We start from the raw sequence: 24,204 nt of genomic DNA on the forward strand, positions 1-24,204 counted from the left end.
ATGTTCAAAAAAGTACTGATCGCAAATCGAGGCGAAATTGCTCGTAGAATTATTCGGACTTGTAAAAGGCTCGGGATCAACACCGTGGTTGTTTATTCAGAGGCAGATGAGCATGCGCTTCATGTGCAAGAAGCAGACAGCGCCTATCTGATTGGAGGAGCGAAAGTATCTGAAAGCTATTTAAACATGGAAGTGATCATCGAGGTTGCCAAGCAGACAAATACAGATGCCATCCATCCTGGATATGGCCTCTTATCAGAAAATGCGGCCTTTGCTGAACGCTGCCGCAGCGAAGGAATTATTTTTATTGGACCATCCGCACAGGTCATTCAGCGAATGGGGAATAAAATTGAAGCGAGAAAAACGATGGACCATGCGGGGATTCCCATTGTACCAGGCGTTTCAGCCCCGCTCCATGACGCAGAAGAAGGAGTCAGTAAAGCCCAGTCACTCGGTTATCCGATCATGCTCAAGGCATCAAGCGGAGGCGGGGGAATTGGCATGCAGCTTGTGCGAAATGACGAGGAGCTGCATAAAGCTTTTGAAGGAAATCAAAAAAGAGCGCAAAGTTTTTTCAACGACGGGACGCTTTATATGGAAAAGGTCATTGAAGACGCGCGGCACATTGAAATTCAAGTCCTTTTTGATTCCTTCGGCCATGGGGTTCACTTATTTGAGCGCGACTGTTCACTCCAAAGAAGACACCAGAAAATCATCGAAGAAGCACCTGCCACCTGTCTCGATGAATCAGTGAGACAACAGATGGGACAAATGGCCGTCAAAGCAGCCAAAGCCATTGGCTATGAAAACGCAGGGACGATTGAATGTTTAGTCGATCAAAACCAACAGTTTTATTTTCTAGAGATGAACACGAGATTACAAGTAGAGCACCCTGTCACAGAAGAAATTACAGGTATTGATCTTGTCGAGGAGCAGCTGAAAATCGCTGCATCAGAGCCGCTTTCCTTCATTCAGGAGGATATTCATCAAATTGGGCATGCCATCGAGGTCAGAATCTATGCGGAGGACCCCGTTACCTTTTATCCGTCACCAGGAACAATCACTCGGCTATTTATGCCAGAAGCTCCCTATATACGCCATGAATCAAGTGTGACAAGCGGGAGCGTCATTACCCCATATTACGATCCAATGATTGCGAAGATGATTGTTTACGGTGATACACGAAAACTTGCAATAGAACGATTAAAAAAGGCGTTACAAGCATATGAAATAGAAGGGATCAAAACCAACTTACCGCTTTTAAGGGAAATGGCTGGATCTTCTGCTTTCTTACATGGCAGCATCACAACCGATTTTCTCATGAAAAAAAGGGAGGGGAACCGTTCATGAAAATGGTCACGATACAAATGGCCGGAAACTTATGGAAGCTTCTTGTGAAACAAGGCGATGAAGTGCAAAAAGGGCAGGAGGTCGCTATCTTGGAATCAATGAAAATGGAGATTCCAATTGTTGCAGAAGAGGCTGGTGTCATCAGCAAAGTGTATAAGGCAGAGGGGGAATTTGTCGATGAAGGAGAGGTCCTTCTAGAGCTGACAGAATAGGAGGGAGCGAGATGGCATTACCAAAGCGTGTACTTATCAGAGAGGTCGGCCCGCGGGACGGACTGCAAAATGAATCCACTTGGCTGGACACAAGCGAGAAGCAAAGGTGGATTGAACTGCTCACAGCAGCCCGGCTTCCTTATATTGAAGTCACCTCATTTGTTCATCCTAAATGGGTTCCAGCCTTAAAAGACGCCAAAGAGTTAGCTCAATCCTTACACAAAAATGACAACATCACCTATGCAGCACTCATTCCTAATGAAAAAGGCTTGGCTCACTTTTTTGAAGCAAATCTTGACGCAGGCGCTATGTTTATCTCTTCGAGTGAAACACATAACAAAAAAAATATGAATCAATCCATCCACGAAACACTTCCTGTCATCAAACAAATGACAGCTGATTTAAAAGCAGCAGGAAAGATCACACGCGCATATATTTCTACCGTGTTTGGCTGCCCTTATGAACATCAAGTGCCAATGGATCAAGTTCTGCGGTTAACGGATATTCTGCTCTCTTATGGCATTGATGAAATATCACTCGGCGACACCATTGGAGAAGCCCATCCGCTTCAAGTAGAAAGGCGATTAGACATTTTACTTGAACGTTTTCCTGCTGATAAAATCGCTCTACATTTTCACGATACGAAGGGGATGGGTCTTGCCAATATTTATACGGCATTAAAAGCGGGAATCACAACATTTGACTCCTCTAGCGGCGGGCTTGGCGGCTGCCCATATGCACCTGGCTCTAGCGGAAATGTCGCGACAGAAGATGTAGTGCATATGCTTCAAAAACTAGGAACCGAAACCAATATCGATTTTCCTGCATTGATAAAAGCGGCAGAATGGATCGAAACAAAAGTAGATCGAACCCTGCCTAGTCATTGTTTACGTGCTTTTCACTCTCATACTACTTCATAAAGGATGAATGTGACATGACAACATTGGTTAATTTTATGATACAAGATGAACGGATTGGGATCATGACCTTAAACAGGCCGAAACAAGCGAATTCCCTATCCGCTGCGATGCTTGAGGAGATCAATCAAATCATTCAAGAAATCAAACACGATGAAAGCATCCGCTGTCTGCTCATTACAGGAGCTGGTTCTAACGTCTTTTGCGCAGGAGCTGATTTAAAAGAGCGACGATTGATGACAGAAGAAGAAGCAAAAGCGGCGGTTCTGTCGATTCAGCAAACCTTTACAGAAATTGACTCCCTTCCTGTGCCTGTCATTGCCGTGATGAATGGACACGCACTCGGCGGAGGCCTTGAGCTCGCACTGGCTTGTGATCTCCGCATCGCACGAGCCGGAGCAAGATTCGGCCTGCCAGAAACTGGACTAGCCATCATACCAGGAGCCGGAGGAACCCAGCGGCTTCCGCGCCTGATTGGACTCGGTAAAGCAAAAGAACTGATTTTCACAGGTGGTTCATTACAAGCTGAAGAAGCCATTCAAATCGGGTTGATTGAGCACCTCTCTTTAGCAGATTCTCTTATGGATGACGCCATTTCTCTCGCAAAACAAATCGCCAAAAACGGTCCAATTGCTTTAAAAGAAGCGAAACAAGCGATTCAAATGAGCCTTGATCATGATTTACGTACAGGTCTGATGAAGGAATACGAAGCCTATGTACGGCTCATTGATACAGAAGATCGAATGGAGGGACTTCAAGCTTTCCAAGAAAAACGAACGCCTCATTACAGAGGCAACTAGCAAGAAAGGGGAATGGGCATGATCGAAGAATATGAAGTGAAAAAACAGCGGATTGTAAAAGGAGGAGCCGAACGATACCATCAAAAAAACAAAGAAAAAGGAAAATTGTTCGTCCGTGACCGGCTCCAGTTGTTATTAGATGAGGATTCTTTCATTGAGGATGCCATGTTTGCCGAGTGTAAAGATCAACATTTACCAGCAGATGGGGTTGTCACAGGGACGGGGCGGATGAATGGGCAAACGGTTTGCGTCATGGCGAATGACTCTACCGTCAAAGCTGGATCATGGGGCGTCAAAACGGTAGAAAAAATCATTAGAATCCAAGAAACAGCGGAAAAGCTCAACTGCCCGATGCTGTATTTAGTCGATTCTGCGGGTGCAAGAATCACCGATCAAATTGCCATGTTTCCAGGCAGAAGGGGCGCGGGGCGCATTTTTTATAACCAGGTGAAGCTGTCTGGACGTATCCCGCAAATTTGTTTACTATTTGGTCCTTCTGCGGCAGGAGGTGCTTACATTCCTGCTTTTTGTGACATCGTCGTTATGGTCGAAGGGAATGCCTCGATGTATTTAGGCTCTCCGAGAATGGCCGAAATGGTGATTGGAGAAAAAGTATCACTAGAAGAAATGGGCGGGGCAAACATGCATTGCAGCATATCAGGATGTGGTGATATTTTAGCCAAAACAGAGGAAGAAGCCATTCAAATCGCCCGCGACTATTTAACCTACATGCCTGCCAACTATACAGAGAAACCAAAACGGGCAGCCGCCAAAGCACCTCAGCCATCTGAGATGACCATCCAAGACCTTATCCCTAAGGGGCAGAATACCCCTTTTGATATGTATCAGCTCATTGATTTACTCATTGATGAAGGGTCATTTTTTGAAATCAAAAAACTGTTTGCCGCGGAGCTGATTACAGGCTTTGGCCGCATGAATGGTCAGCCTGTTGGTCTTATTGCCAACCAGCCTAGGGTGAAAGGCGGGGTGTTATTCCATGACTCAGCTGACAAAGCCGCCAAGTTTATTCAGCTATGTGACGCCTTTCATATCCCGCTCCTTTTTCTTGCGGATATACCGGGATTTATGATTGGAACAAAAGTGGAACAAGCCGGCATTATTAGACACGGGGCGAAAATGATCTCCGCTATGTCAGAGGCCACTGTTCCGAAAATATCGGTCATTGTGCGTAAAGCATACGGTGCAGGGTTATATGCAATGGCAGGGCCAGCGTTTGAACCAGACTGCTGTCTTGCTCTTCCATCGGCGCAAATTGCTGTCATGGGGCCAGAAGCGGCTGTGAATGCTGTCTATGCGAATAAAATTGCCGAGCTGCCTGCCGAAGAGAGAGCTGCATTTATACAAGAGAAACGTAAGGAATATCAGGAAGATATGAATATATATGAGCTTGCCTCTGAAATGATTGTCGATGGCGTCATCCCGTTTGACCACCTGCGAGCTGAGCTTTGTCATCGATTACAAGCCTATTCCTCAAAAGAGATGACATTTACAAGACGAAAACATCCGGTCTATCCGGTCTAAAGGGGGCATCCTTATGATGAACCTGAAACCAGCATGGGTACCGGAAGAGCAGAAGGTCAAACATACACGTCTTTACAAATGGATGCACTCACTTGGTTTCTCTACTTATGAAGCATTCTACGAAGCTAGTATTGAGCGGACCGATTGGTTTTGGAGAGAAGCTGAAAAGGCGGTCGGCATCAAGTGGAAGGTGCCATATGAAGCCGCATTAGGGCAAGATTCATTCATGTGGCCGAAGTGGTATAAAGGCGGTCAACTAAACGTGACCGAAACGGCCGTGGACAAATGGGCAGAGAACGAAGAGACACAGCATCAGCCAGCCGTGATTTGGAGAAATGAAGTTGGGGCTGAGAGGAGATGGACGTATCTCAAACTTCAGGAAAAGGTTAATCGCCTCGCTGCTGGTTTTTTGAAGAATGGGCTTCAAAAAGGAGATGTGGCGGTCATTTATATGCCGATGCTTCCTGAAACGGTCGCTGTCATGCTAGCCTTTGCAAAAATTGGTGTCATCTTTAGCCCCGTCTTCTCCGGATATGGAAGCGAGCCTCTTGCCGTGCGTATTCGTGCGGCAGGTGCAACCATTGTCGTCACAGGCTCCGACATGACGCGACGCGGGAAGACGATCAATATGCGGGAATGTGCGGCAGATGCGATTCACAAAACAGACACTGTCAAAACCGTCATTGTACACACTCCCTCTCATACTGAATATGAAGGAGATATCAGGCTAAACGATTTGTTAAAAGAAGATCCGATAAGTGAAACGACCTATCTCACAAATGAAGAGCCTCTCATGATCTTATACACTTCTGGAACAACTGGTACGCCAAAAGGAGCTGTCCATACACACGCAGGCTTCCCTGTAAAAGCTGCTTTTGACGCCGGTCTTTGTATGGACGTTGCAAAAGGAGACCGTTTGTTTTGGCTCACAGACATGGGCTGGATGATGGGGCCATTTCTCGTCTTTGGCGGCTTGATCAATGGAGCTGCAATCGTTTTATATGACGGTGCACCCGATTATCCTGATGAACAGCACCTCTGGTCATTCATCCACGAGCAAAAAGTCACCCATTTTGGACTTTCACCTACTTTTGTTCGGTCTGCGATGCAGCAAAACCTTTCAGGTATTCAGCTGCCGCATGTCAAAGCCATCATTTCTACAGGTGAACCGTGGAATGAAGCACCATGGCAATGGCTTTTTGACAAAATCGGTCAAAAGCATATTCCGATCCTAAATTATTCAGGGGGAACAGAGGTCTCTGGTGGAATTGTAGGAAGTACGCTGCTTCGCCCAATCAAACCAGTTCTTTTTAATGCGGCGATCTTAGGAATGGCGGCAGATGTGTATAATGAAGCTGGTCAGAGCGTCATAAATGAAGTAGGAGAACTTGTTTTGAAAAAGCCATGGGTCGGCATGACATGTGGTTTTTGGAAAGATCCGGGGCGATATGAAGACACGTATTTCAGACGATTTGATGGGGTGTGGACACATGGGGATTGGGTGATGCAATCAGCGGATGGCACATTCCATATCACGGGCAGATCGGATGATGTCATTAATTCAGCAGGAAAACGTGTCGGTCCAGCAGAAATTGAATCCATTCTTGTCGGACATCCAGCCGTACACGAGGCAGCTGTAATTGGGGTAAAGGATGAGGTGAAAGGGGAGGCACTCGTGTGCTTCATCGTGACTAGCTCACAATCTTGTGACGAAGCAAAACTGATTCGAGAGCTCAAAACACATGTTGGTTCACACGCGGGAAAAGCTCTCATGCCAAAGGAAATTCATCTCATTTCAACTTTACCGAAAACAAGAAACGGAAAAATCGTCCGGCGTTTATTAAAAGGAGCCTATGAACAGCAGCCTTCACTAGATCTTTCTTCTTTAGAAAACCCTCATGTGTACAAAAGCATTTGCGAATACTTGAAACGGAAACAGAATCCATAAAAAAAAGACAGGAGAGTGTCCTGTCTTTTTCTATTGCACATGAAAATTCGTGCCATCTGTTGTTTCTTTGACAATCCCTGCCCGAACGACAAAATCACCGAAATGTTCTTGGTCTTCTCGTTCTTTTGCATAGCGAGGGAGCAGAGAGCCAAGCTCGTTTAAAATGTCTTCCTCACCAACATTTTCACGGTACAGCTTACTTAATCTGCTGCCATCAAACGCAGCGCCAAGATACATGTTGTATTTGCCAGGTGATTTGCCGATAAAGCCAATTTCACCTAGCGCATGGCGGGCACATCCATTTGGACATCCAGTCATTCGAATCGTGATTTCTTTATCACTTAAGCCGTTTTCTTCGACAATCTCTTCAATTTTGTCAATCAAGCGTGGAAGGTAGCGTTCTGCTTCTGCCATCGCTAAGCCGCATGTTGGAAGAGAAACACAGGCCATTGAACTGCGGCGCAGTGCAGAGTGCTGCTGGCCATCTGATAAACCGAACTCCTGAATGAGCTGCTCGATTTGTTTCTTTTTATGAGAAGTGACATTTCCAATGATCAAATTTTGATTCGCTGTTAAGCGGAAGTCACCTGTATGAATCTTTGCTATTTCACGAATGCCCGTCATCAGCGGATAATCATCATAATCTGTGATGCGTCCGCCTTCTACAAACATCGTATAATGCCATCTGCCATTGATGCCTTTTACCCAGCCATAGCGGTCTCCGTTATGATCAAAGCGATAATCTCTTGCGTCTAAAAGGGCAAATCCTAGGCGGCGTTCCAGCTCTTCTTTTACATTCTCAAGACCAAGGCGGTCCACTGTATATTTAAAGCGGGCGTTTTTTCGCACCGAACGGTTTCCATAGTCACGCTGAATGGTAATCACTTGTTTCGCAATCTCTACAACTTGTTCCGGTGTACAAAAGCCAATCACTTTTGCAAGCTGAGGATAGGTCGCTGTATCACCATGCGTCATGCCCATTCCACCGCCAATTGCGACATTAAAGCCGATCAATTGCTCATTTTCGATGATCGCAATGAAGCCTAAATCCTGCGAAAAGACATCAATATCGTTAGCAGGAGGGACCGCCACACCAATTTTGAATTTTCTTGGCAAATAAAGCGGACCATACATCGGCTCAACCTCTGTATCAGGCGTTGCCGCAACCTTTTCCTCATCAAGCCAAATTTCATGATACGCTCTCGTTTGCGGAAGCAGGTCATCACTTAATTTTTTGGCCAGCTCGTATACATCATGGTGCACTTCTGATTGATAGGGGTTTGATGTACACATCACATTCCGGTTCACGTCGCCGCAAGCAGCAATTGTATCAAGCATAGTCGAATGGATGTCTTGAATGGTCTTTTTCATATTCCATTTTAAAATACCGTGAAGCTGAAAGGTTTCACGAGTAGTCAGCTTTAACGTACCGTTTCCGTATTTGTGAGCAAGCTCATCCATCACTAGCCACTGCTTGGATGTGGCGATTCCGCCAGGCAGGCGTACGCGCAGCATAAATTGATAGGCTGGCTCAAGCTTTTGTTTTTGCCGTTCATTTCTGAGGTCTCGATCATCCTGTAAATAGCTGCCGTGATGCTTCATCAGGCGGTTGTCATCATCAGGAATGCCCGCTGAAATCGGATCAAGCATCACTTCTTTTAACGTACCCCGTAAATAATCACTTTTTTCTTTGATTTCCTCTACGTCGCTCGGAGGTCCATCCGGCGCTGTTAATGCTGTCTTCACCATGTAAGTAAAAGCTCCTTTCTTTCAAGCATCAAATCAATCAATATACGTCGCGCTGATAGCGTTTTTGCTGCTGCAAATTGGCTAAATAGCTTTCTGCTTTCTCCTTACTCATCGCACCTTCTTCTTGGATGATCGATAGAAGGGTACCATGAACATCATGCGCCATATGTTTTTCATCTCCGCAGACATATACATAGGCACCTTGCTCCAGCCATTCGAATAATTCTTTACTTTGTTTCTTCATTTGGTGCTGGACATATACCTTTTCCTCTGAATCTCTTGAAAAAGCCACATCCATTTTCGTTAAGACACCATCTTTTAACCACTTTTGCCATTCAGTTTGATATAAGAAATCCGTCACAAAGTGCTGATCACCGAAGAATAACCATGATTTTCCGTTAGCACCGATTTCTTCTCGTTCCTGCATAAACGAACGGAAAGGAGCGATACCTGTGCCTGGTCCCACCATAATGATCGGTGCATCAGGGTTTTCAGGAAGCTTAAAGTTTTGGTTGTGCTGGATATAAACAGGCAGTGTATCACCTGGCTCTAAGCGCTCCGCACATAAGATGGAGCAGACACCTTGGCGTTCTCTCCCGTGTGCATCATATCTCACAGCACCTATTGTCAAATGAACTTCTTCTTCATTGGCTTTCAGGCTGCTTGCAATCGAATAAAGGCGTGCAGGGATTTTTCTTAAAATAGCGGTGAAATCTGCGGCTGTTCCTTCAAAAGGACCAAAATCGCGCGCAGCATCTACTAGATCTCTTCCTGCTATATACGCTTTTAACTTTTCTTCATTCCCTTCTTCTAAAAGGGCATGGAGGGCTTCACTTTTTGTAAAGTCCGCCATCTTTTGAAGAAGGGGTTTTGTTAATACTGTAATCTCAAAGTGCGAGGTGAGTGCTTCTTTCAAAAGAAGAGTGTCGCCATTTTTATGCACGGTTACGGCTTCCTCTGCATTCCATCCGCATGTCGTGAGCAGTTCATCAACAAGCGCAGGATCATTTGTTGGATAAATACCAAGACTGTCACCCGGCTCATAAACAAGTCCTGATCCTTCAAGAGAGAGCTCCAAATGGCGGGTTTCTTTGTTAGATCCGCGGCCATTTAGGTTGATATTTTCAAGAACTTCCGCATAAAAAGGATTCGTTCTTGAGTATTCAGAAGCTGCTGTTTGGTTGGTTGCTCCTGCTGATTCTTGCGGGAATGCTGCGGCTTCACCTTCGCTAAGTGCCGATGTCACCCCTTGAAGCCATTCAGAAAACGGCTCATCATAATCAAGGTCACAATCCACTCGGCCTATAAGACGCGTTCCACCAAGTTCTTTGAAGCGCTCATCAAATTCTTTTCCAGTCTGACAGAAGAATTCGTAAGAGCTGTCGCCAAGCGAAAGAACAGAAAAGCTTAAATGATCGAGCTTTGGCGCACGTCTACCATGGACATATTCATGGAAAGAAAGGGCATTATCAGGCGGATCTCCCTCGCCATGTGTGCTGACGATCATCAGTAAATTGTGTATTTTTTTCAGATTATTTGGTTTAAAATCTGACATAGAAGAGAGCGTCACTTGAAAACCTTTCTCCTCGAGATGCTGCGCTGCCCTTTTCGCTAATCCTTCAGAATTGCCTGTTTGCGAGCCATAAAGTACGGTCACATCTTTACTGACAGGCTGCGCAGGGGCTGCGGCAGAAGGAGTAGGGGCCAGAGCGGCCGTTTCTGATCCGGCTAGAGCTGCCTGTGCTGATAAATAACCGGTAAGCCAAATTTTTTGTTGATCTGTTAAAGTCGGAAGCAGCTGATTGAGTAGCTCTGCCTGCTGCTGACTAAACGGACTGTTCAATACATGAAGTTGCAACGATATCCACCTCACAAGGAATATAAACATAGATTAATTCGATAGGAATTATATATATAGGTTCAATTTGAACTTTACCGAAAGTTTGCCATTAAGTAAAATATATAATATTGATTGTCATGATTAAGATTTCTAATACCTTTACAAGGTGAATGAACTTGAAGGTAAATCAGCTTAACTTATAAAGCACCTTAAGAAAAATAGGCGTTTTGTTCTGAGAATGCTAGCATGAAGAAGCTATCGTGAAGAATTGAAAAGGGGTGTATGAAAGTTGATGCAGCTAAAGTTTAAAAACATAAAATGTTTTCGGCTTGTCATCTTGATTTTTCTCATTTTATTAGTAGCGTGCAATTCTCCAAAGGACAATATAAAGGATTCATACAATAAGAATAAAACAACAGCACCTTTTTCAAAAAAAGGCATACTGCTGAGTAAAGAGGAGACTGGTTTACTTCTTATAAACAATAAAACTCCTCTAAAAAGCGATTATTCATTGAATACTCACCTTCTTATTGATAAGTATAAACATGATCTCATCATTATGGATTTATCGAAAGTTGATACTAAAGAGCTGGTACAGGGTCAAACGGTTGAGATCTGGTTTGATGAGTTACAAGAATCGTTTCCTCCTAAAGCAACGGTCGAAAAATATAAAATCATTATGGATAAGTAGGAGGGCAGTGAGCACTTCTTAAAATTCACAAATAAAAAAGGAGAAAAACCCTAGAGTTTTTCTCCCTTCTCAATTTATGCCGTTGGAAGTCCCATCACAGCTTTCACTTCTAAATATTCCTCAATGCCGAAGTCTCCCCATTCTCTTCCGATACCAGATTGCTTAAAGCCGCCAAATGGGGCAAAGTAATCTGTTTCGGCATTGTTAATGGTGATTTGGCCAGCACGGATATGTTCAGCTACATATTTTAAAGTTTTTTCATCTTTTCCAACAACATACCCGGCAAGGCCATAAACCGTATCATTGGCGATGTCAAGGGCATGATCTAGGTCCTGATACGTAATCACACTCATGACCGGTCCGAATATTTCTTCTTGCGCAATGGTCATATCATTTTTTACATTGGTGAAAATGGTATGCTTGGCGAAATATCCTTTATCGATTCCGTCCGGCTTTCCAGTTCCCCCTGCAAGCAGAGTAGCACCTTCATCGATTCCTTTTTCAATATAAGATTGCACAGTATCCCACTGCTTTTTAGAAACAAGCGGGCCTGTAGCGTGATCTTCTCTCGGATCACCAACTGTAAACTTCGGCAGGGCATTCAGCAGCGCTTTTTCAAACTTGTCTTTCATTGATTCTGGAATAAGCACACGCGTAGCTGCAGAACACACTTGACCTGTATTCATCGCAATATGATGAATGGCGGTTTCTGCTGCCTCATCCACATCTGCATCATCTAAGACGATAAGAGGGGATTTCCCGCCAAGCTCAAGAGCCACTTTCTTCACATTGTCCGCCGCGTTTTCCATAATTTTAGAGCCGACGGCACCTGATCCAGTAAATGAAACAAAGTCAATATCAGGATGTGAGCTAATACCGTCACCAATAACGTCACCAGTTCCGTTTACTAAGTTGAAGACTCCTTTCGGTACGCCTGCTTCATCAATGATTTCTGCAAGAATCATCGCAGCAAAAGGTGTAATTTCCGCTGGCTTTAAGACAACTGGTGAGCCTGCCGCAATGGCACCCGCAATTTTAAGAGATGTTTGATTCGTTGGGAAGTTCCACGGTGTAATCAATCCGCTGACGCCAATCGCTTCTTTTATAATGGTATGTCCGCCGCGGTCCTCGGTCAATGTATAAGATTTAAGTGCTTCCGCTGCTTTAGAAAAATGTTCATAGCCCATTGTGTAATGAACTTCTTCTGATACTTTCAGCGGTGCACCGAGCTCTTGTGTCATCACTTCTACAAGTTCATCCTTGCGTTTTTCGTAGCCACGCACAATGTTTTCCAGCATCTTCACGCGTTCATTTCGAGATGTTTTCGAGAAAGAAGGGAAGGCGGCACGAGCTGCTTTCACTGCCTTATCTAAATCTTCTTTTGTTCCTAAGCTAATGGTGCCAATGACTTCTTCTGTCGCAGGGTTGATGACCTCTGTCGTTTCGTTTCCTGTTGATGCAACCCATTCTCCGTTAATAAAATGTTTCTCTTGATTTCTCATTCTGACATGTCTCCTTTTTATATGTGATTCATTTAATATTCTGTTTTCAGCTGATATAAAACTGTACCCACTGTGAAAAATCTAAAACGAAGAAACTGCAAAAGAAAAAGTTTCTGATATAATACGCAAAGTGGGACATATGTCCTTTTCAATAGGTGAGCATGTATCATTTAATGGAACTAGACTGAAAAAAGAAGGAGCATTTGAACGAATGAAAGGTGTTATTTTCGCTTTATTAGGAGGCGCTTGCATTACACTGCAAGGCGTAGCCAACGCAAGAATCAGCCAGGATATCGGCACATGGCAGGCAGCAACTATCACGCAGCTAACCGGTTTTATCATCTCACTTGTCATTTTACTCATCGTACGAGACGGACACTTCAGGGAATATCGAAAGGTGCAGCCACTTTATTTAATAGGCGGCGCATTTGCAGCCATTATTATTTTTAATGAAGTCACCGCGATTCAAATGATCGGTGTCACACTCACCATCGCAGCGTTACTTATTGCACAGCTTGCTTTTACCTTTGCAATCGATGCAAAAGGATGGTTTGGTGTACAGAAGAAAAAAATGAAATGGCCTCATTATGCAGGAATTTTACTGATGGTCGCAGGCGTGATCATTTTAAAGCTATAAAGGAGGGCGTCAGATGGAGGAGCTTTATGATGAATCTCTTTTTGCCTCATATATGAAGGCACATCAATTAGAAAACGTCTTTCATCAAAAGCTCATATCACACGTGAGCTTGTGGCGCTATGAGCAGGGTGAGCTCGTTTGTTCAAAAGGGGATAAGAGGGAGTACCTGTACTTGTTAGTGAAAGGAAAATTAAAGATTTTCACGACCACAAAGGAAGGGAAAACCTTTATTCTTAGCTTTAAACATCCCCTTGAAGCGATTGGAGATATTGAATACGTTCAGCAAACCGACATGGTCAATACAGTCGAAGCTGTCACAGAAGTACATATGCTAAGGGTTTCTCATCAAGCGCTCATGCGCCATGCGAAGGATGACCCACGCGTGTTAACCTTTCTGCTAAAAGGCATCACAAGCAAATTTTATACAAAATCAAACGATCTGAGTTTCCACCTTTTATATCCTGTGGAGGTCAGGCTTGCAAGCTACTTATTGTCTGTTGTAACAAATGATGACAGCGCGAGCGCCCTTCGTCTCACTGATGCGGCAAGCTTAATCGGTACAAGCTATCGTCATATTAACCGGGTCATTCAGCAATTCTGTGAAAAAGGGCTGATAGAGAGGCGTAGAGGAGAGATTACGATTTGTGACCGGAAAGGGCTTCTAGAAATAGCAGAGCACAATATTTATGAAAAGAAGAAATGAAGGGATTTATATATGATCATAGGAATACTATTAGCTATCACTGCTGGCGCACTCGTCAGCTTACAAACCATTTTTAACAGTAAGGTCAATGAGCATACAGGCTCTTGGTCAACTACCACCCTCGTTCTTGGAATGGGCTTTATTGCTTCACTCCTGATGGGTCTCTTACTAGAGGGAACTGGCATGTTTCAATTAAGACATATGGAAGCTTGGTACTGGATCAGCGGAGCCATTGGGGTAGGAGTGGTCATTTGTCTAGTTCAGAGTATCAAACGTCTTGGACCGACTTATGGCATCTCGATTGTCCTCACGTCACAGCTGGGCTGCGCTCTTTTGTTTGATTCGCTTGGCTGGCTTGGGTTAGAAAAAGTGGCATTTTCTTTTACAAAACTATTAGGTGTCATTGTGATTGTTGCTGGGATCTTAGTGTTTAAATTGACCAAATTGGAGTCAGCCGAAAAAGATCAATCGCAAGAAAAAGGGCTGCCACAAGAGTAGCCGCCCTTTTTTAAATCAATCGCCGCCATAATACCGTTATCGCGGATAATCCATTTAAAAGGAGCCTTTTCATCAAAGGCTTTTTTTTCTGCCCATATGCGCTCGCATGATAGGCTGTTCGGTCTTTAGCAACGAGATTACTGTAGGCGATTTTTTGTTCGATTGCCTGTGTAAGTGATAACGCAAACGGGGCACTGTCAATCACCAAAATCGACTCTGTGTTTAAAAAACTAGACCTCGCATCTAAGTTATATGTCCCAATAATACTCAAGTAATCATCAATCACCATTGATTTCCCATGAATGGAATAGGGGCCTTCATATTCATACAAATGAACGCCTGTTTTCATCAGTTCCTTTTTCGTGCTTAAATATCCAGCAAAGGCTAACGGATTTGGTGTCGCTGTAAGAGAATTCGTGACCATTGTCGTTTGAATCTCACTACCTAAGGGGGTGAGTCCGGCTTTCATTGGGCGTGTTGGGATGACATAAGGCGTTTGTATAAGCACAGAACGCTTTGCCCGGTGCGCAAGATCGTTCAGTTTTTTCAGCACAAGCGGCCGCTTATTGAAGCGTTCTACAGGATTTGTGAAAAAGGCAATCTGTTTCACTGAAGTGGCATCTGCTGCCCAATCAAAGGAGGACATCACAAAAGGTTCTTTTGTGCGCACTGCTTCTTGATAGGATCTGAGCAGCTGTTTTCTTAGCTTTAACCCTTTTTTCGCTTTTGGCTTGGAGAACACCTCTTTTGTTCTTTTCGTAAAATCATGATTCCATAGATAAACGAAATATTGCTCCATTTCATCTAATACTTTTCCCTTTTTGGCGTTATAGAGCAGCACATCGCGGTCAAAAGCAAAGTCTTTCGGCGGCTGATCTGCAAAGTATTTATCACCGATATTTCTTCCGCCCATCACAGCCACTCGGCCATCTGCTAGTAGCAGCTTATCGTGAAGCCGATTATGCCACGTCCAAGGCTTGAACAAACGAAAGGGCTCATAAAAACGAATCGACATGTTCGGATGATTTGCCACCGCATAGCGCAAATGCTTCAGCGGCCCGCGCAAACTGTGGCAGATGCCATCTAACAACACCTGGACTTTCACACCTCGATCAGCTGCTTCAATTAAAGCACCTAGTACCCATTCGGCTGTTTTTCCCTTTTGAATGGAATAGTAACTGAGACGGATCACCTTCTTTGCCTCACGAATCATTTGGATTCTAACCTGACCAGATTCAAACCCATCGTCAAGAAGCATCACTTGATTTGTCCCCTGATCGTCTCCTGAGATAGAAGAGGCTTTATAAATACAATGTTCTTTGCATGTTTTTCGTATCGGTAAATAAAACAACACAAATGCGGTCAAAAATACATAGACGACATAGAGAAGGATGAGAAAAAACAAGAGATGAAGCATAGGGTATCAGCTCCTTTCACACAGACACAACTTTTCCTTAGTGTATGTCAAAAATCAAATTTCACTCATTTTGGCTGCCACATCAAAATATATGATAAAAGAATCATCTTGTTTTTATTGGGCATTTAATTATAGTATGAAATGAGTAAGGGGGAATCGAATTGAATGAACCACTATTTAACATTCCAAGCGATGTGTATCAAACGTTAAGTGAAACAGAACGTTATTTACTCCATTATATTCACCAGCATCTAGAGGAAATCTCCACCTTATCCATCGTCACATTAAGTGAAAGAGCGAATGTGTCGACAGCCACAATTGTCAGATTGATGAAAAAAATTGGTTACAACGGCTATACTTCCTTTAAATATCGATTGAAACAAGAAAAGAAAATGACCGATGCAAGTGATCAGCTAAAAAACATCGATGAAGACATCAAACTAGCGATTCGGAAAAATGAAGAAGAGGTTTTAAAGACGATTCAGCTGCAAAGTATTGGGCAAATTGAAGATGCCGTTCAAAAAATACATAATGCGGACAAAATTTATATTTTCGGCAGAGGCTTCTCAGAGATGATTGCCAAAGAAATGACCATCAAATTACAGCTCATCGGAAAAACATGCGAAGTACATGACGATCCGAATATCATTCGGCTGAAATCGAGAGACATCAGTAAAAACGAACTTGCGATCTTTGTTTCATTAAATGGCGAAACAGCAGAGCTCGTTGAAGCGTGTCAAAATCTCAGCATGAAGCAAGTCACGACCATTACCGTCACGACAAGAATAGATTCTACATTAAGCAAAATATCAGATATGACTCTAGTCGGATATAAAGGCGAACAATCTTTCTTCCCAGATTATGAAGTCAGATCGCGCCTGTCTCTTCATGTCATTGCCCGCATTTTACTAGATGCCTATGTGATCCGAATGAAATAACCGCTAAAGAAGCCTTCGAGACTTTGATCTGGAAGGCTTTTTATCATGAAAACCTTTACACAATCTGAAAACATTTTCACTCCATCGTATGAGATACTTTCTTTAGAGAAAAGAAAGAAGGTGAAACCAATTGATTTATACCTGCACCTTAAATCCTGCTATTGACCTATATATTGCATTAAAAGAAATGAGAGCGAATGCAGTCAACCGCACGGAAGATGAAGATTATCAGCCGAATGGCAAAGGAGTCAATGTCTCCATTATGCTAAAGAAATATGGATTCACCAGCACTGCATTAGGATTTATTGCTGGGTTTTCAGGCTCTTATATTGAACAATCCTTAAAGGACCTTTCCATTCAAACCGATTTTATCTCGGTTGAAGGAATTACACGCATTAATGTTTTTATTAATACGACAGAAGAATACAAGCTCGTGAACCAAGGACCTGCGATTGAAGCAAAAGCGCTTCACGCCTTTCGTGAAAAAATAGCGGCCATCCCGCAGGGGGACATCCTTATCATGTCAGGCAGCCTGCCAAAGGGCGTACCCGCCAGCATTTTTTCAGAAGTAGCAGCTATTTGTCATCAGCACAACGTCAAGTTTATTTTAGACACAAGCTCCGCAGCAGTTCTTGAGACGCTTCAATACAAGCCGTATTTATTAAAACCGAATGAAGAAGAAATCGCTGCTTTTTTCGGCAAAATACATCCTATGTCAGAAAAAGAACTCATTCAATCAGGAGAAAAACTCATTGAGATGGGTGCAGAGCAAGTGCTTATTTCCCGCGGAGGAGAAGGGGCTTTGTTCATTACGAAAGACGTCATCTTAAAAGGAAACGCACCGACAGGCACTGTGGTAAACACAGCTTGTTCTGGAGATGCAATGCTCGCAGCCTTTCTTAGTAAACAGCTTGAAGGTCATTCACCTGAAGAATGCTTACGTTACGGCATTGCAACGGGCGCATCTACTGCATTTTCTAAAGGCTTAAGTGATTTACATGACATTCATTCATTAATTGAGCAAGTACACATTCACAAGATATAAGGGGGAATCAGATATGAGCCGTAAAAAAATTGTCGCTGCAACTGGCTGTCCAACAGGCATTGCACACACGTTTATGGCAGCTGAGGCATTAAAAATAGCTGCTGAGCAATTAGGGGTCGACATCAAAGTCGAAACACATGGTCAAGTAGGAATTGAAAACGCTTTAACCGATCAAGACATTCTGGAGGCCGATGGGATCATTGTCGCAGCTGACAAAGATGTGAATACAGATCGTTTTCACGGCAAACCACTTATTGAAGTGCCTGTAGCGAAAGGCATCCGCACGCCAGAAGAACTGATCCAAGGCATTATCAATGGAGATGCACCCGTTCATCAAGTGAAAGGAAGGGCTTCTGGAACGGAGAAAACATCTGCTCCTTCATCCTCTCAACAAAAGACGACGAATAAATGGATACACACGATCTACAAACATTTAATGAACGGTGTATCACACATGCTTCCATTTGTTGTTGGAGGCGGGGTCTTAATTGCCATTTCATTTCTATTCGGTATCTACTCTGCTGATCCTCAGCATGAAACGTATCATCCGTTTGCTGCCTATTTGAAAAGCATTGGCGGACTCGGCTTTAGCTTAATGGTGCCTATTTTAGCAGCATTTATCGCTGATTCAATCGCCAGACGCCCAGGGATGGTTGTCGGGTTTATCGGCGGCCTGCTTGCAAACGACGGAGGCGCTGGATTCTTAGGTGGTATTATCGCAGGTTTTGCAGCAGGATATATCATCGTATTCCTTCAATTCCTGCTTCAAAAATTACCTGCATCACTTGACGGTTTAAAATCAATCTTCATCTATCCTGTTATCGGTATTTTCTTGATTGGAGCTGTGATGACACCACTATTAGTTCCGATCACAGGCCTAAATAATTCATTAATGGATTTTCTCTCAGCTGTTCAATCCACGAACCCGCTGCTCTTAGGTTTAATTGTTGGAGCGATGTGTGGATTTGATATGGGAGGTCCTTTTAACAAAGCAGCCTATGTCACAGGAACGGCTTTACTTGCACAAGGCAACCTTTACTTCATGGCAGGTGTGTCCGCAGCATGTATCACACCGCCGCTTATCATTGCGATTGCCACAACGATTTTCAGAAAACATTTCACACCGCAGGAACGAAATGCAGGGGCAATCAACTATATTCTAGGGGCGACACATATTACAGAAGGGGCCATCCCATTTGCGGCAAAAAACCCGATCGTTGTCCTGCCAATTATCATGTTTGGCTCAGCCATCTCTGCTATATTGACGTATCTATTTGGCGTACAGGTTCCAGCTCCGCATGGTGGATTCCTTGTCCTTCCAGTCGTCACAGGTGCATTTCAGTGGGTACTATCCATACTGATCGGATCACTTGTAGGTGCCATTCTATACGGACTTTACCGTAAAAAAATAGACAAACCCGCAGTTTAATAGGGAGGAAGAGAAATAATGGAACATATCTATATGAATCTTCATGAAACAGCTTCTTCACAGGCTGGCGTTTTCGCAGCCATTGCTGACATTGCCTACAAAGCAGGTATTTGTACATCAGCAGAGGATGTCAAAAAAGGCTTAGCTGAAAGGGAAGCACTGAGCACGACTGGATTTCAAGATGGATTTGCCATTCCACATACACAAACAGAAGCCATCACAAAACCAGCACTTGTGATCGTCCGCACTGAAACAGGCATTGAATGGGACGCTTTTGATGGGAAGCCATGCTTTTTCTTCTTATCCTTACTGATCCCCAAAAATGAAGCGGGCACCACTCATCTAAAGGCTCTTTCTGCTCTTTCACGAGGATTAATGGATGAAGTGAAACGACAAAAGCTGCTGGAAACAAGAACAAATGAAGACATGCTTACTGTTTTAGAAACAGATATTTTAACGAGAGAGGATGTTTGATTATGCCTTTACTTTCAACAACACCGATGCTTGAGGCTGCGAAAAAAGAAAAATACGGAATCATTGCATTCAATGTACATTCCTTTGACAGTATTTATTGGGTGCTCGAAACGGCCGCAGAATTAAAATCACCTGTCATTTTGCAAACAACGGTTGGAACGGTTCAATCACTTGGAGCAAAAGCGATTGCAGATACAGTCAAAGCGGCGGCTGATCAATATCAAATCCCAATCGGTCTGCACCTCGATCACTGCACGGACTTTGATGTGATTCTCACCTGTATTCGAGCAGGATATACATCCGTCATGATTGATGCATCCATGCATTCATATGAAGAAAATGTACGCCGCACAAAAGAAGTCGTAGACCTCGCATTAAAAGTAGGGGTGAATGTCGAAGCAGAATTAGGCAAGGTAGGCGGCGTAGAGGATGATATCGTCGTCGATGAAAAGGATGCTGAAAAAGCCATTCCATCAGAATGCCGTCAATTTGTAGAAGAAACTGGGGTACCTACTTTAGCGCCTGCGATCGGCACCGCTCACGGCATTTATAAAGGAGTACCGGATATTGACTTTGACCGTATTGAACAAATTGCAGCGCTGGTCGATGTTCCCCTTGTGCTGCACGGTGGTTCCGCTGTTCCGGATGAAGACGTCAGACGATGTGTGGCACTTGGTATGGCAAAGGTTAATGTCTCTACTGAATTGAAAAATGCGTACTCTGAAGCCATCCGTGATCATTTCTCAAACGAACCTGAAAGCTTAGATCCACGTATGTATTTACAAAAAGCAAAGCAAGCAGCAAAAGACATGGTCACATCGAAAATACGTATCGTTGGCAGTGAGGGCAAAGCCCATCCTCTATATCAGTGAAACGAAAAAAAGCAGAGCCGCTAACGCTCTGCTTTTTCACATTATTCGCTTTCTTTCATTTCATTTGATGTGCGTACTCGTGCATTTCCCATAAATAGGACCGTAATCGCTGCAAGGGCAATAGGGAATAACGCAATCAAAAATACGTACGTAATGCTTTGTGACATCGCATCGATGACTTTATTTAAAATATCAGGCGGAATTTGTGAACGGGCACCTTCTTGGAATATGGCTTGTGGATTGCCTATTTGAGAAGGGGCTCCTTTCATTCCGCTAAAGGCTTCTGCTAAGCGATTCGATAGGACATTGGTTTGAATCGTCCCAAAAATCGTGACACCAAGTGTCATCCCAAGTGATCTCATAAATGAATTGGTTGAGTTTGCACTGCCTCGGTAACGAGGGGCAAGATCATTCATTGAAGCTGACGGCAGAAGGGAGAAGCTGAAGCCGACACCAAAGCCTGATATCATCATAAAGATTGTGAGCCAAAGTCTAGCTGTATCTGGTGACATATTGGCAAGAAGCAGCATCCCAGCAAAAAATGAAATAACAGAGATCGTCATAAGACGTCTGAAAGGAACTTTCGTCTGCATCGTTCCGCCAATCATACTGCCAATCACAGATCCTATCATCATCGGTGTTAAAATAAACCCTGCACTTGTCGCAGATTCACCATACACCGCTTGCACGAAAATAGGAATAAAGACGGCAAGAATAATAAATGTCCCCCCATATAAAAACGCCAATATTTGAGATGTCGCAAATAAACGATTTTTAAACATCCAAAAAGAAATAATCGGTTCCTCCGCTTTACGCTCAACAATAAAGAAGATGGTACCAAACACAAGAAACACGGCAAAAAGTGTGAGGATTTGCACCGAATCCCACGCATAAGATTTACCGCCAAGCTCAAGTGCGAACATTAAGCTCACAACTGCCACGACAAGTGTAATAGCACCTGACCAGTCAATTTTTTGCTTGCGATGTTCTAGCGATTCATGATAGTATCTGGCGATCAAGAACACACTAACAATACCGATTGGCACGTTAATATAGAAAACCCAATGCCAGCCGATCGAATCTGTGATAATAGCTCCTAACAGTGGTCCTAGTACACTCGATAAACCAAATACTGCACCAAACATACCGGACATTTTTCCGCGCTTTTCAGGCGGGAAGATATCAAAGATGATCGTAAACGCGATCGGAAGAAGGGCACCGCCTCCAAGCCCTTGAATGGCCCGGTAAATAATGAGCTGATCCATCGTTTGTGCAATACCGCACAGCGCTGATCCAATTAAAAAGAAAATAAGTCCAAACAGAAAAAAACGCTTTCGACCATACATATCAGAAAGCTTTCCGTAAATCGGCATTCCGGCCATTACTGCCACCATATAAGAAGCCGTCACCCAAGCAAATTTATCAAAACTGCCCAAATCTGCTACGATGCTTCCCATCGCTGTTGCAACAATGGTATTGTCCATCGCTGCCATAAAAATCCCTAACAGCAAACCGATGACAACAAAGCGAGTGGATGCCTTGCCTTTATCCACATGATTCATTTCATTTACCTCCTGCTTACGTTCTCTCCTTATTTTTGCTATGATCAACTTAAATATAAAGGAAGAGAACATTTATCTTGATGATCAAGATAAATTGATTTTAAAGGGAGGAGAACAAGTTGTCAATAAAGAACGACGCAGAAGACAGAGCAGACCTGATCATACATACACTGAGGCGCCTCGCGACACGAACGGTTTTATTCCATCAAGCGGCCGCGCAATCGCTCGGCCTTTTCCCAACAGATCTCAAATCAGCCGATTTATTAAACGAACTCGGCCCCCTCACAGCAGGGGAATTAAGTGAAAAAACAGGTCTTAGCTCAGGTGCGGTCACAGCTCTCATTGACCGCCTTGAAAAAGCTGGCTACGTCAAAAGAGAAAAGGACCCAAAAGACAAGCGAAGAGTCATTATCGTTCCATTAACGGCAGGGAAATCACAAGTAAAAGAACTCTTTCAATCTTTATCGGCATCAACAAAACAGCTTACAAACGAATACAAGCGAGAAGAATTAGACTTAATCATTCAATTTATTAACGAAGCAGCAGATATTATGGAGCAAGAGCTGCGATTGTTTAAGTCTAAATCGTAAGAAAGCGCACTGTTGGAGGTGTGCTTTTTCTAATGAAAAAATTAACCTGCATCGGATGAAGAATTTTAGATTCCTTTGGATCTGATATACAGAAGATGAATTCGCTGAACTAGCCCTTTTTACTATTTTTAATAGATTCAAAGGTTTAGAGATGAAAAAGGATTGTTATAATCTGAAAAAGCAAGCAACATGTAATCTTTCCACTTTAAAAATAAAAAAAGCCTAAAAGTTAATAAATATTTAAGATTTAATAGTTACTATTTTTATTAACCACAAAATAAATAAAATGGAGGGTTAATTGGAATGAAAAGAAAATTTATTAATTTAGTTGGCTTTGCTGCGGTATTGACCGTTATTGTAACAGGCTGCTCGCAGTCAAAAAGCTCAGATAGTGTGAAAGCAGAAAAAGTCTCAGCTGAAAACGAAAAAAATAAAGGAAATGTGTATGTAGAAAGTGAATTTGCTCCATTAAAACGTGTCGTTTTGTCTCAGTCTGAAGTTTATTTTCCCGAGGGAGATAGCGGCTCAAACATGATGGAAGATATGAAAGATATTCAAATCAAAATGGAAAAAGAACGTGAAGAGTTTAAAAAAGTACTTCAGAAATACGATGTAGACACCCAAATGCCACGCCTTTTAACAGAGAATGAAAAGAAATTAGGTTTAGCTGAAAATGGTATAACTGGTGGAGCAGGGGCTACGAATTTCTTTGTTAGAGATCCATTCTTTACAATAGGAAATCACATAATCGAAGGATCGTTCTTTTCAAGCTACCGCAGACTAGAAGTTTTCCCAGCAAGACATATCCTTTTAAAAGAGGTAAGAGCGAACAAAAATCCATATGTTGCTGTTCCACAGCCGGATGTTTCAAAAGGCATAAATTCTAAGACTGGTCCATTTCTAGAGGGTGGAGATATTCTTGTGTACGGGAAAACAATTTTTGTTGGGAACTCTGGTCAAGCATCTAATAAAGAAGGAATCGATTGGCTCCGTAATTATTTAACACCAGATGGTTATAAAGTAGTTGAAGTGAAACTCGAGAAAAATACTCTTCATCTTGATTGTGCCATTAGTTTTGTGCGAGACGGTCTGATGATTGTGAATGAAGACTCACTACCAAACGGAGTTCCAGATGAATTAAGAGATTGGGATAAAATAAAAGTAAGCTACAAAGAAGCGCAAAATTTAGCTATTAATGGGTTACCGATTAATGAAAAAGTATATGTAACGGATATAGCATATCAAAATACAATTGGAAAAGAATTAGAAAAAAGAAATATCAAGGTGGAATATGTTGATTTTAAAATAACAAGAAGCTATGGTGGCGCTTTCCGATGCACGACTCAGCCATTACTTCGTAAATAAAAAAACAGAAAAGCATCCTGATTAAGAGCATCTTTTTTCTATGTGGATCATCGTATAATAGAGACTAGCAAAAAACGATTATTTTGTCCAGAAAGAAGAACCTGCAGACGCTGATCATTAGGC

The 24,204-nt window shown here is 43.0% G+C and carries 21 protein-coding genes and 1 pseudogene; 17 read left to right on the forward strand and 5 right to left on the reverse strand.

Translation table 11 applies throughout. The features are described from left to right. The 6 genes from C6Y01_RS00695 to C6Y01_RS00720 are packed head-to-tail and all read left to right on the forward strand — an operon-like array spanning position 1 to position 6,769. Positions 1–1,350: an acetyl-CoA carboxylase biotin carboxylase subunit gene (locus C6Y01_RS00695; RefSeq protein ID WP_106037704.1), complete on the forward strand. Its 1,350-nt coding sequence runs from the start codon at positions 1–3 to the stop codon at positions 1,348–1,350. Further along, positions 1,347–1,562 carry an acetyl-CoA carboxylase biotin carboxyl carrier protein subunit gene (locus C6Y01_RS00700; RefSeq protein ID WP_034660850.1) on the forward strand — a complete coding sequence of 72 codons (216 nt, stop codon included), beginning with the start codon at positions 1,347–1,349 and terminating at the stop codon, positions 1,560–1,562. The genes C6Y01_RS00695 and C6Y01_RS00700 overlap by 4 nt, the downstream gene beginning before the upstream one ends. A gap of 11 nt (positions 1,563–1,573) precedes the next feature. Beyond that, positions 1,574–2,482, forward strand: a complete 909-nt coding sequence (locus C6Y01_RS00705) for a hydroxymethylglutaryl-CoA lyase (RefSeq protein WP_034660849.1) — start codon at positions 1,574–1,576, stop codon at positions 2,480–2,482. Between the two features lie 14 nt (positions 2,483–2,496). Continuing rightward, positions 2,497–3,279, forward strand: coding sequence for an enoyl-CoA hydratase (locus C6Y01_RS00710; protein ID WP_106037705.1), 783 nt, complete (start codon positions 2,497–2,499; stop codon positions 3,277–3,279). Between the two features lie 18 nt (positions 3,280–3,297). After that, on the forward strand, positions 3,298–4,821 hold the full coding sequence (locus C6Y01_RS00715; protein WP_106037706.1) for an acyl-CoA carboxylase subunit beta: 1,524 nt from the start codon (positions 3,298–3,300) through the stop codon (positions 4,819–4,821). A 13-nt stretch (positions 4,822–4,834) separates the two neighbouring features. Continuing rightward, complete coding sequence (locus C6Y01_RS00720) at positions 4,835–6,769, forward strand: AMP-binding protein (protein WP_095285242.1); 1,935 nt, start codon at positions 4,835–4,837, stop codon at positions 6,767–6,769. 30 nt (positions 6,770–6,799) lie between these two features. Here the strand turns inward: C6Y01_RS00720 and cysI are convergent, their stop codons facing one another. Together cysI and C6Y01_RS00730 are read right to left on the reverse strand one after the other, a co-directional pair. Continuing rightward, complete coding sequence (gene cysI, locus C6Y01_RS00725; protein ID WP_106037707.1) at positions 6,800–8,518, reverse strand: assimilatory sulfite reductase (NADPH) hemoprotein subunit; 1,719 nt, start codon at positions 8,516–8,518, stop codon at positions 6,800–6,802. A 37-nt stretch (positions 8,519–8,555) separates the two neighbouring features. Continuing rightward, positions 8,556–10,376: an assimilatory sulfite reductase (NADPH) flavoprotein subunit gene (locus C6Y01_RS00730; protein WP_106037708.1), complete on the reverse strand. Its 1,821-nt coding sequence runs from the start codon at positions 10,374–10,376 to the stop codon at positions 8,556–8,558. A gap of 274 nt (positions 10,377–10,650) precedes the next feature. Here C6Y01_RS00730 and C6Y01_RS00735 point away from each other — a divergent pair, with 274 nt between their 5' ends. Continuing rightward, positions 10,651–11,049 (forward strand): DUF3221 domain-containing protein, encoded by a 399-nt coding sequence (locus tag C6Y01_RS00735; protein WP_223249874.1) that lies wholly within the window; start codon positions 10,651–10,653, stop codon positions 11,047–11,049. Between the two features lie 74 nt (positions 11,050–11,123). Here C6Y01_RS00735 and C6Y01_RS00740 read toward each other — a convergent pair whose 3' ends face one another. Next, positions 11,124–12,551, reverse strand: a complete 1,428-nt coding sequence (locus C6Y01_RS00740) for an aldehyde dehydrogenase family protein (protein WP_034660843.1) — start codon at positions 12,549–12,551, stop codon at positions 11,124–11,126. Positions 12,552–12,762: 211 nt separating this feature from the next. On the opposite strand from C6Y01_RS00740, the gene C6Y01_RS00745 reads away from it, so the two are divergent. Genes C6Y01_RS00745 through C6Y01_RS00755 form a run of 3 tightly spaced genes read left to right on the forward strand, consistent with a single transcriptional unit; the run spans position 12,763 to position 14,389 of the window. Next, a complete protein-coding gene (locus C6Y01_RS00745; protein WP_034661956.1) occupies positions 12,763–13,188 on the forward strand; it encodes a DMT family transporter in 426 nt (141 codons plus the stop codon). Between the two features lie 13 nt (positions 13,189–13,201). After that, positions 13,202–13,891 (forward strand): Crp/Fnr family transcriptional regulator, encoded by a 690-nt coding sequence (locus C6Y01_RS00750; protein WP_106037710.1) that lies wholly within the window; start codon positions 13,202–13,204, stop codon positions 13,889–13,891. Between the two features lie 12 nt (positions 13,892–13,903). Continuing rightward, positions 13,904–14,389, forward strand: coding sequence for a DMT family transporter (locus tag C6Y01_RS00755; RefSeq protein WP_034660841.1), 486 nt, complete (start codon positions 13,904–13,906; stop codon positions 14,387–14,389). A 10-nt stretch (positions 14,390–14,399) separates the two neighbouring features. Here the strand turns inward: C6Y01_RS00755 and C6Y01_RS00760 are convergent, their stop codons facing one another. After that, positions 14,400–15,806 carry a phospholipase D-like domain-containing protein gene (locus tag C6Y01_RS00760; RefSeq protein ID WP_034660840.1) on the reverse strand — a complete coding sequence of 469 codons (1,407 nt, stop codon included), beginning with the start codon at positions 15,804–15,806 and terminating at the stop codon, positions 14,400–14,402. 161 nt (positions 15,807–15,967) lie between these two features. Here C6Y01_RS00760 and C6Y01_RS00765 point away from each other — a divergent pair, with 161 nt between their 5' ends. The 5 genes from C6Y01_RS00765 to C6Y01_RS00785 all read left to right on the forward strand — a co-directional run bounded on the left by C6Y01_RS00765 (position 15,968) and on the right by C6Y01_RS00785 (position 20,564). Next, a complete protein-coding gene (locus tag C6Y01_RS00765; protein ID WP_034660839.1) occupies positions 15,968–16,744 on the forward strand; it encodes a MurR/RpiR family transcriptional regulator in 777 nt (258 codons plus the stop codon). Positions 16,745–16,874: 130 nt separating this feature from the next. Then, complete coding sequence (gene pfkB / locus C6Y01_RS00770) at positions 16,875–17,789, forward strand: 1-phosphofructokinase (protein WP_034660838.1); 915 nt, start codon at positions 16,875–16,877, stop codon at positions 17,787–17,789. Between the two features lie 13 nt (positions 17,790–17,802). Beyond that, positions 17,803–19,218, forward strand: a complete 1,416-nt coding sequence (locus C6Y01_RS00775; RefSeq protein WP_034660837.1) for a PTS fructose transporter subunit IIC — start codon at positions 17,803–17,805, stop codon at positions 19,216–19,218. Between the two features lie 15 nt (positions 19,219–19,233). Beyond that, entirely contained in the window at positions 19,234–19,692 is a 459-nt protein-coding gene (locus C6Y01_RS00780; RefSeq protein ID WP_106037711.1) for a PTS sugar transporter subunit IIA, read from the forward strand. Positions 19,693–19,694: 2 nt separating this feature from the next. Then, the gene (locus tag C6Y01_RS00785; RefSeq protein WP_095285235.1) at positions 19,695–20,564 is read left to right on the forward strand and encodes a class II fructose-bisphosphate aldolase; all 870 of its coding nucleotides are present in this window, start codon (positions 19,695–19,697) and stop codon (positions 20,562–20,564) included. A 43-nt stretch (positions 20,565–20,607) separates the two neighbouring features. Here C6Y01_RS00785 and C6Y01_RS00790 read toward each other — a convergent pair. Beyond that, positions 20,608–22,126: pseudogene (locus tag C6Y01_RS00790) on the reverse strand (MDR family MFS transporter); the annotation flags it as partial. Between the two features lie 119 nt (positions 22,127–22,245). Here C6Y01_RS00790 and C6Y01_RS00795 point away from each other — a divergent pair. Both C6Y01_RS00795 and C6Y01_RS00800 read left to right on the forward strand, forming a co-directional pair. Further along, positions 22,246–22,716: a MarR family winged helix-turn-helix transcriptional regulator gene (locus tag C6Y01_RS00795; RefSeq protein ID WP_034660833.1), complete on the forward strand. Its 471-nt coding sequence runs from the start codon at positions 22,246–22,248 to the stop codon at positions 22,714–22,716. A 303-nt stretch (positions 22,717–23,019) separates the two neighbouring features. Next, entirely contained in the window at positions 23,020–24,081 is a 1,062-nt protein-coding gene (locus tag C6Y01_RS00800; RefSeq protein WP_223249853.1) for a dimethylarginine dimethylaminohydrolase family protein, read from the forward strand. Positions 24,082–24,204: the final 123 nt, after the last annotated feature.

It is taken from the genome of Bacillus sp. NMCC46, assembly GCF_002998465.1.
Lineage (GTDB): Bacteria > Bacillota > Bacilli > Bacillales > Bacillaceae > Bacillus.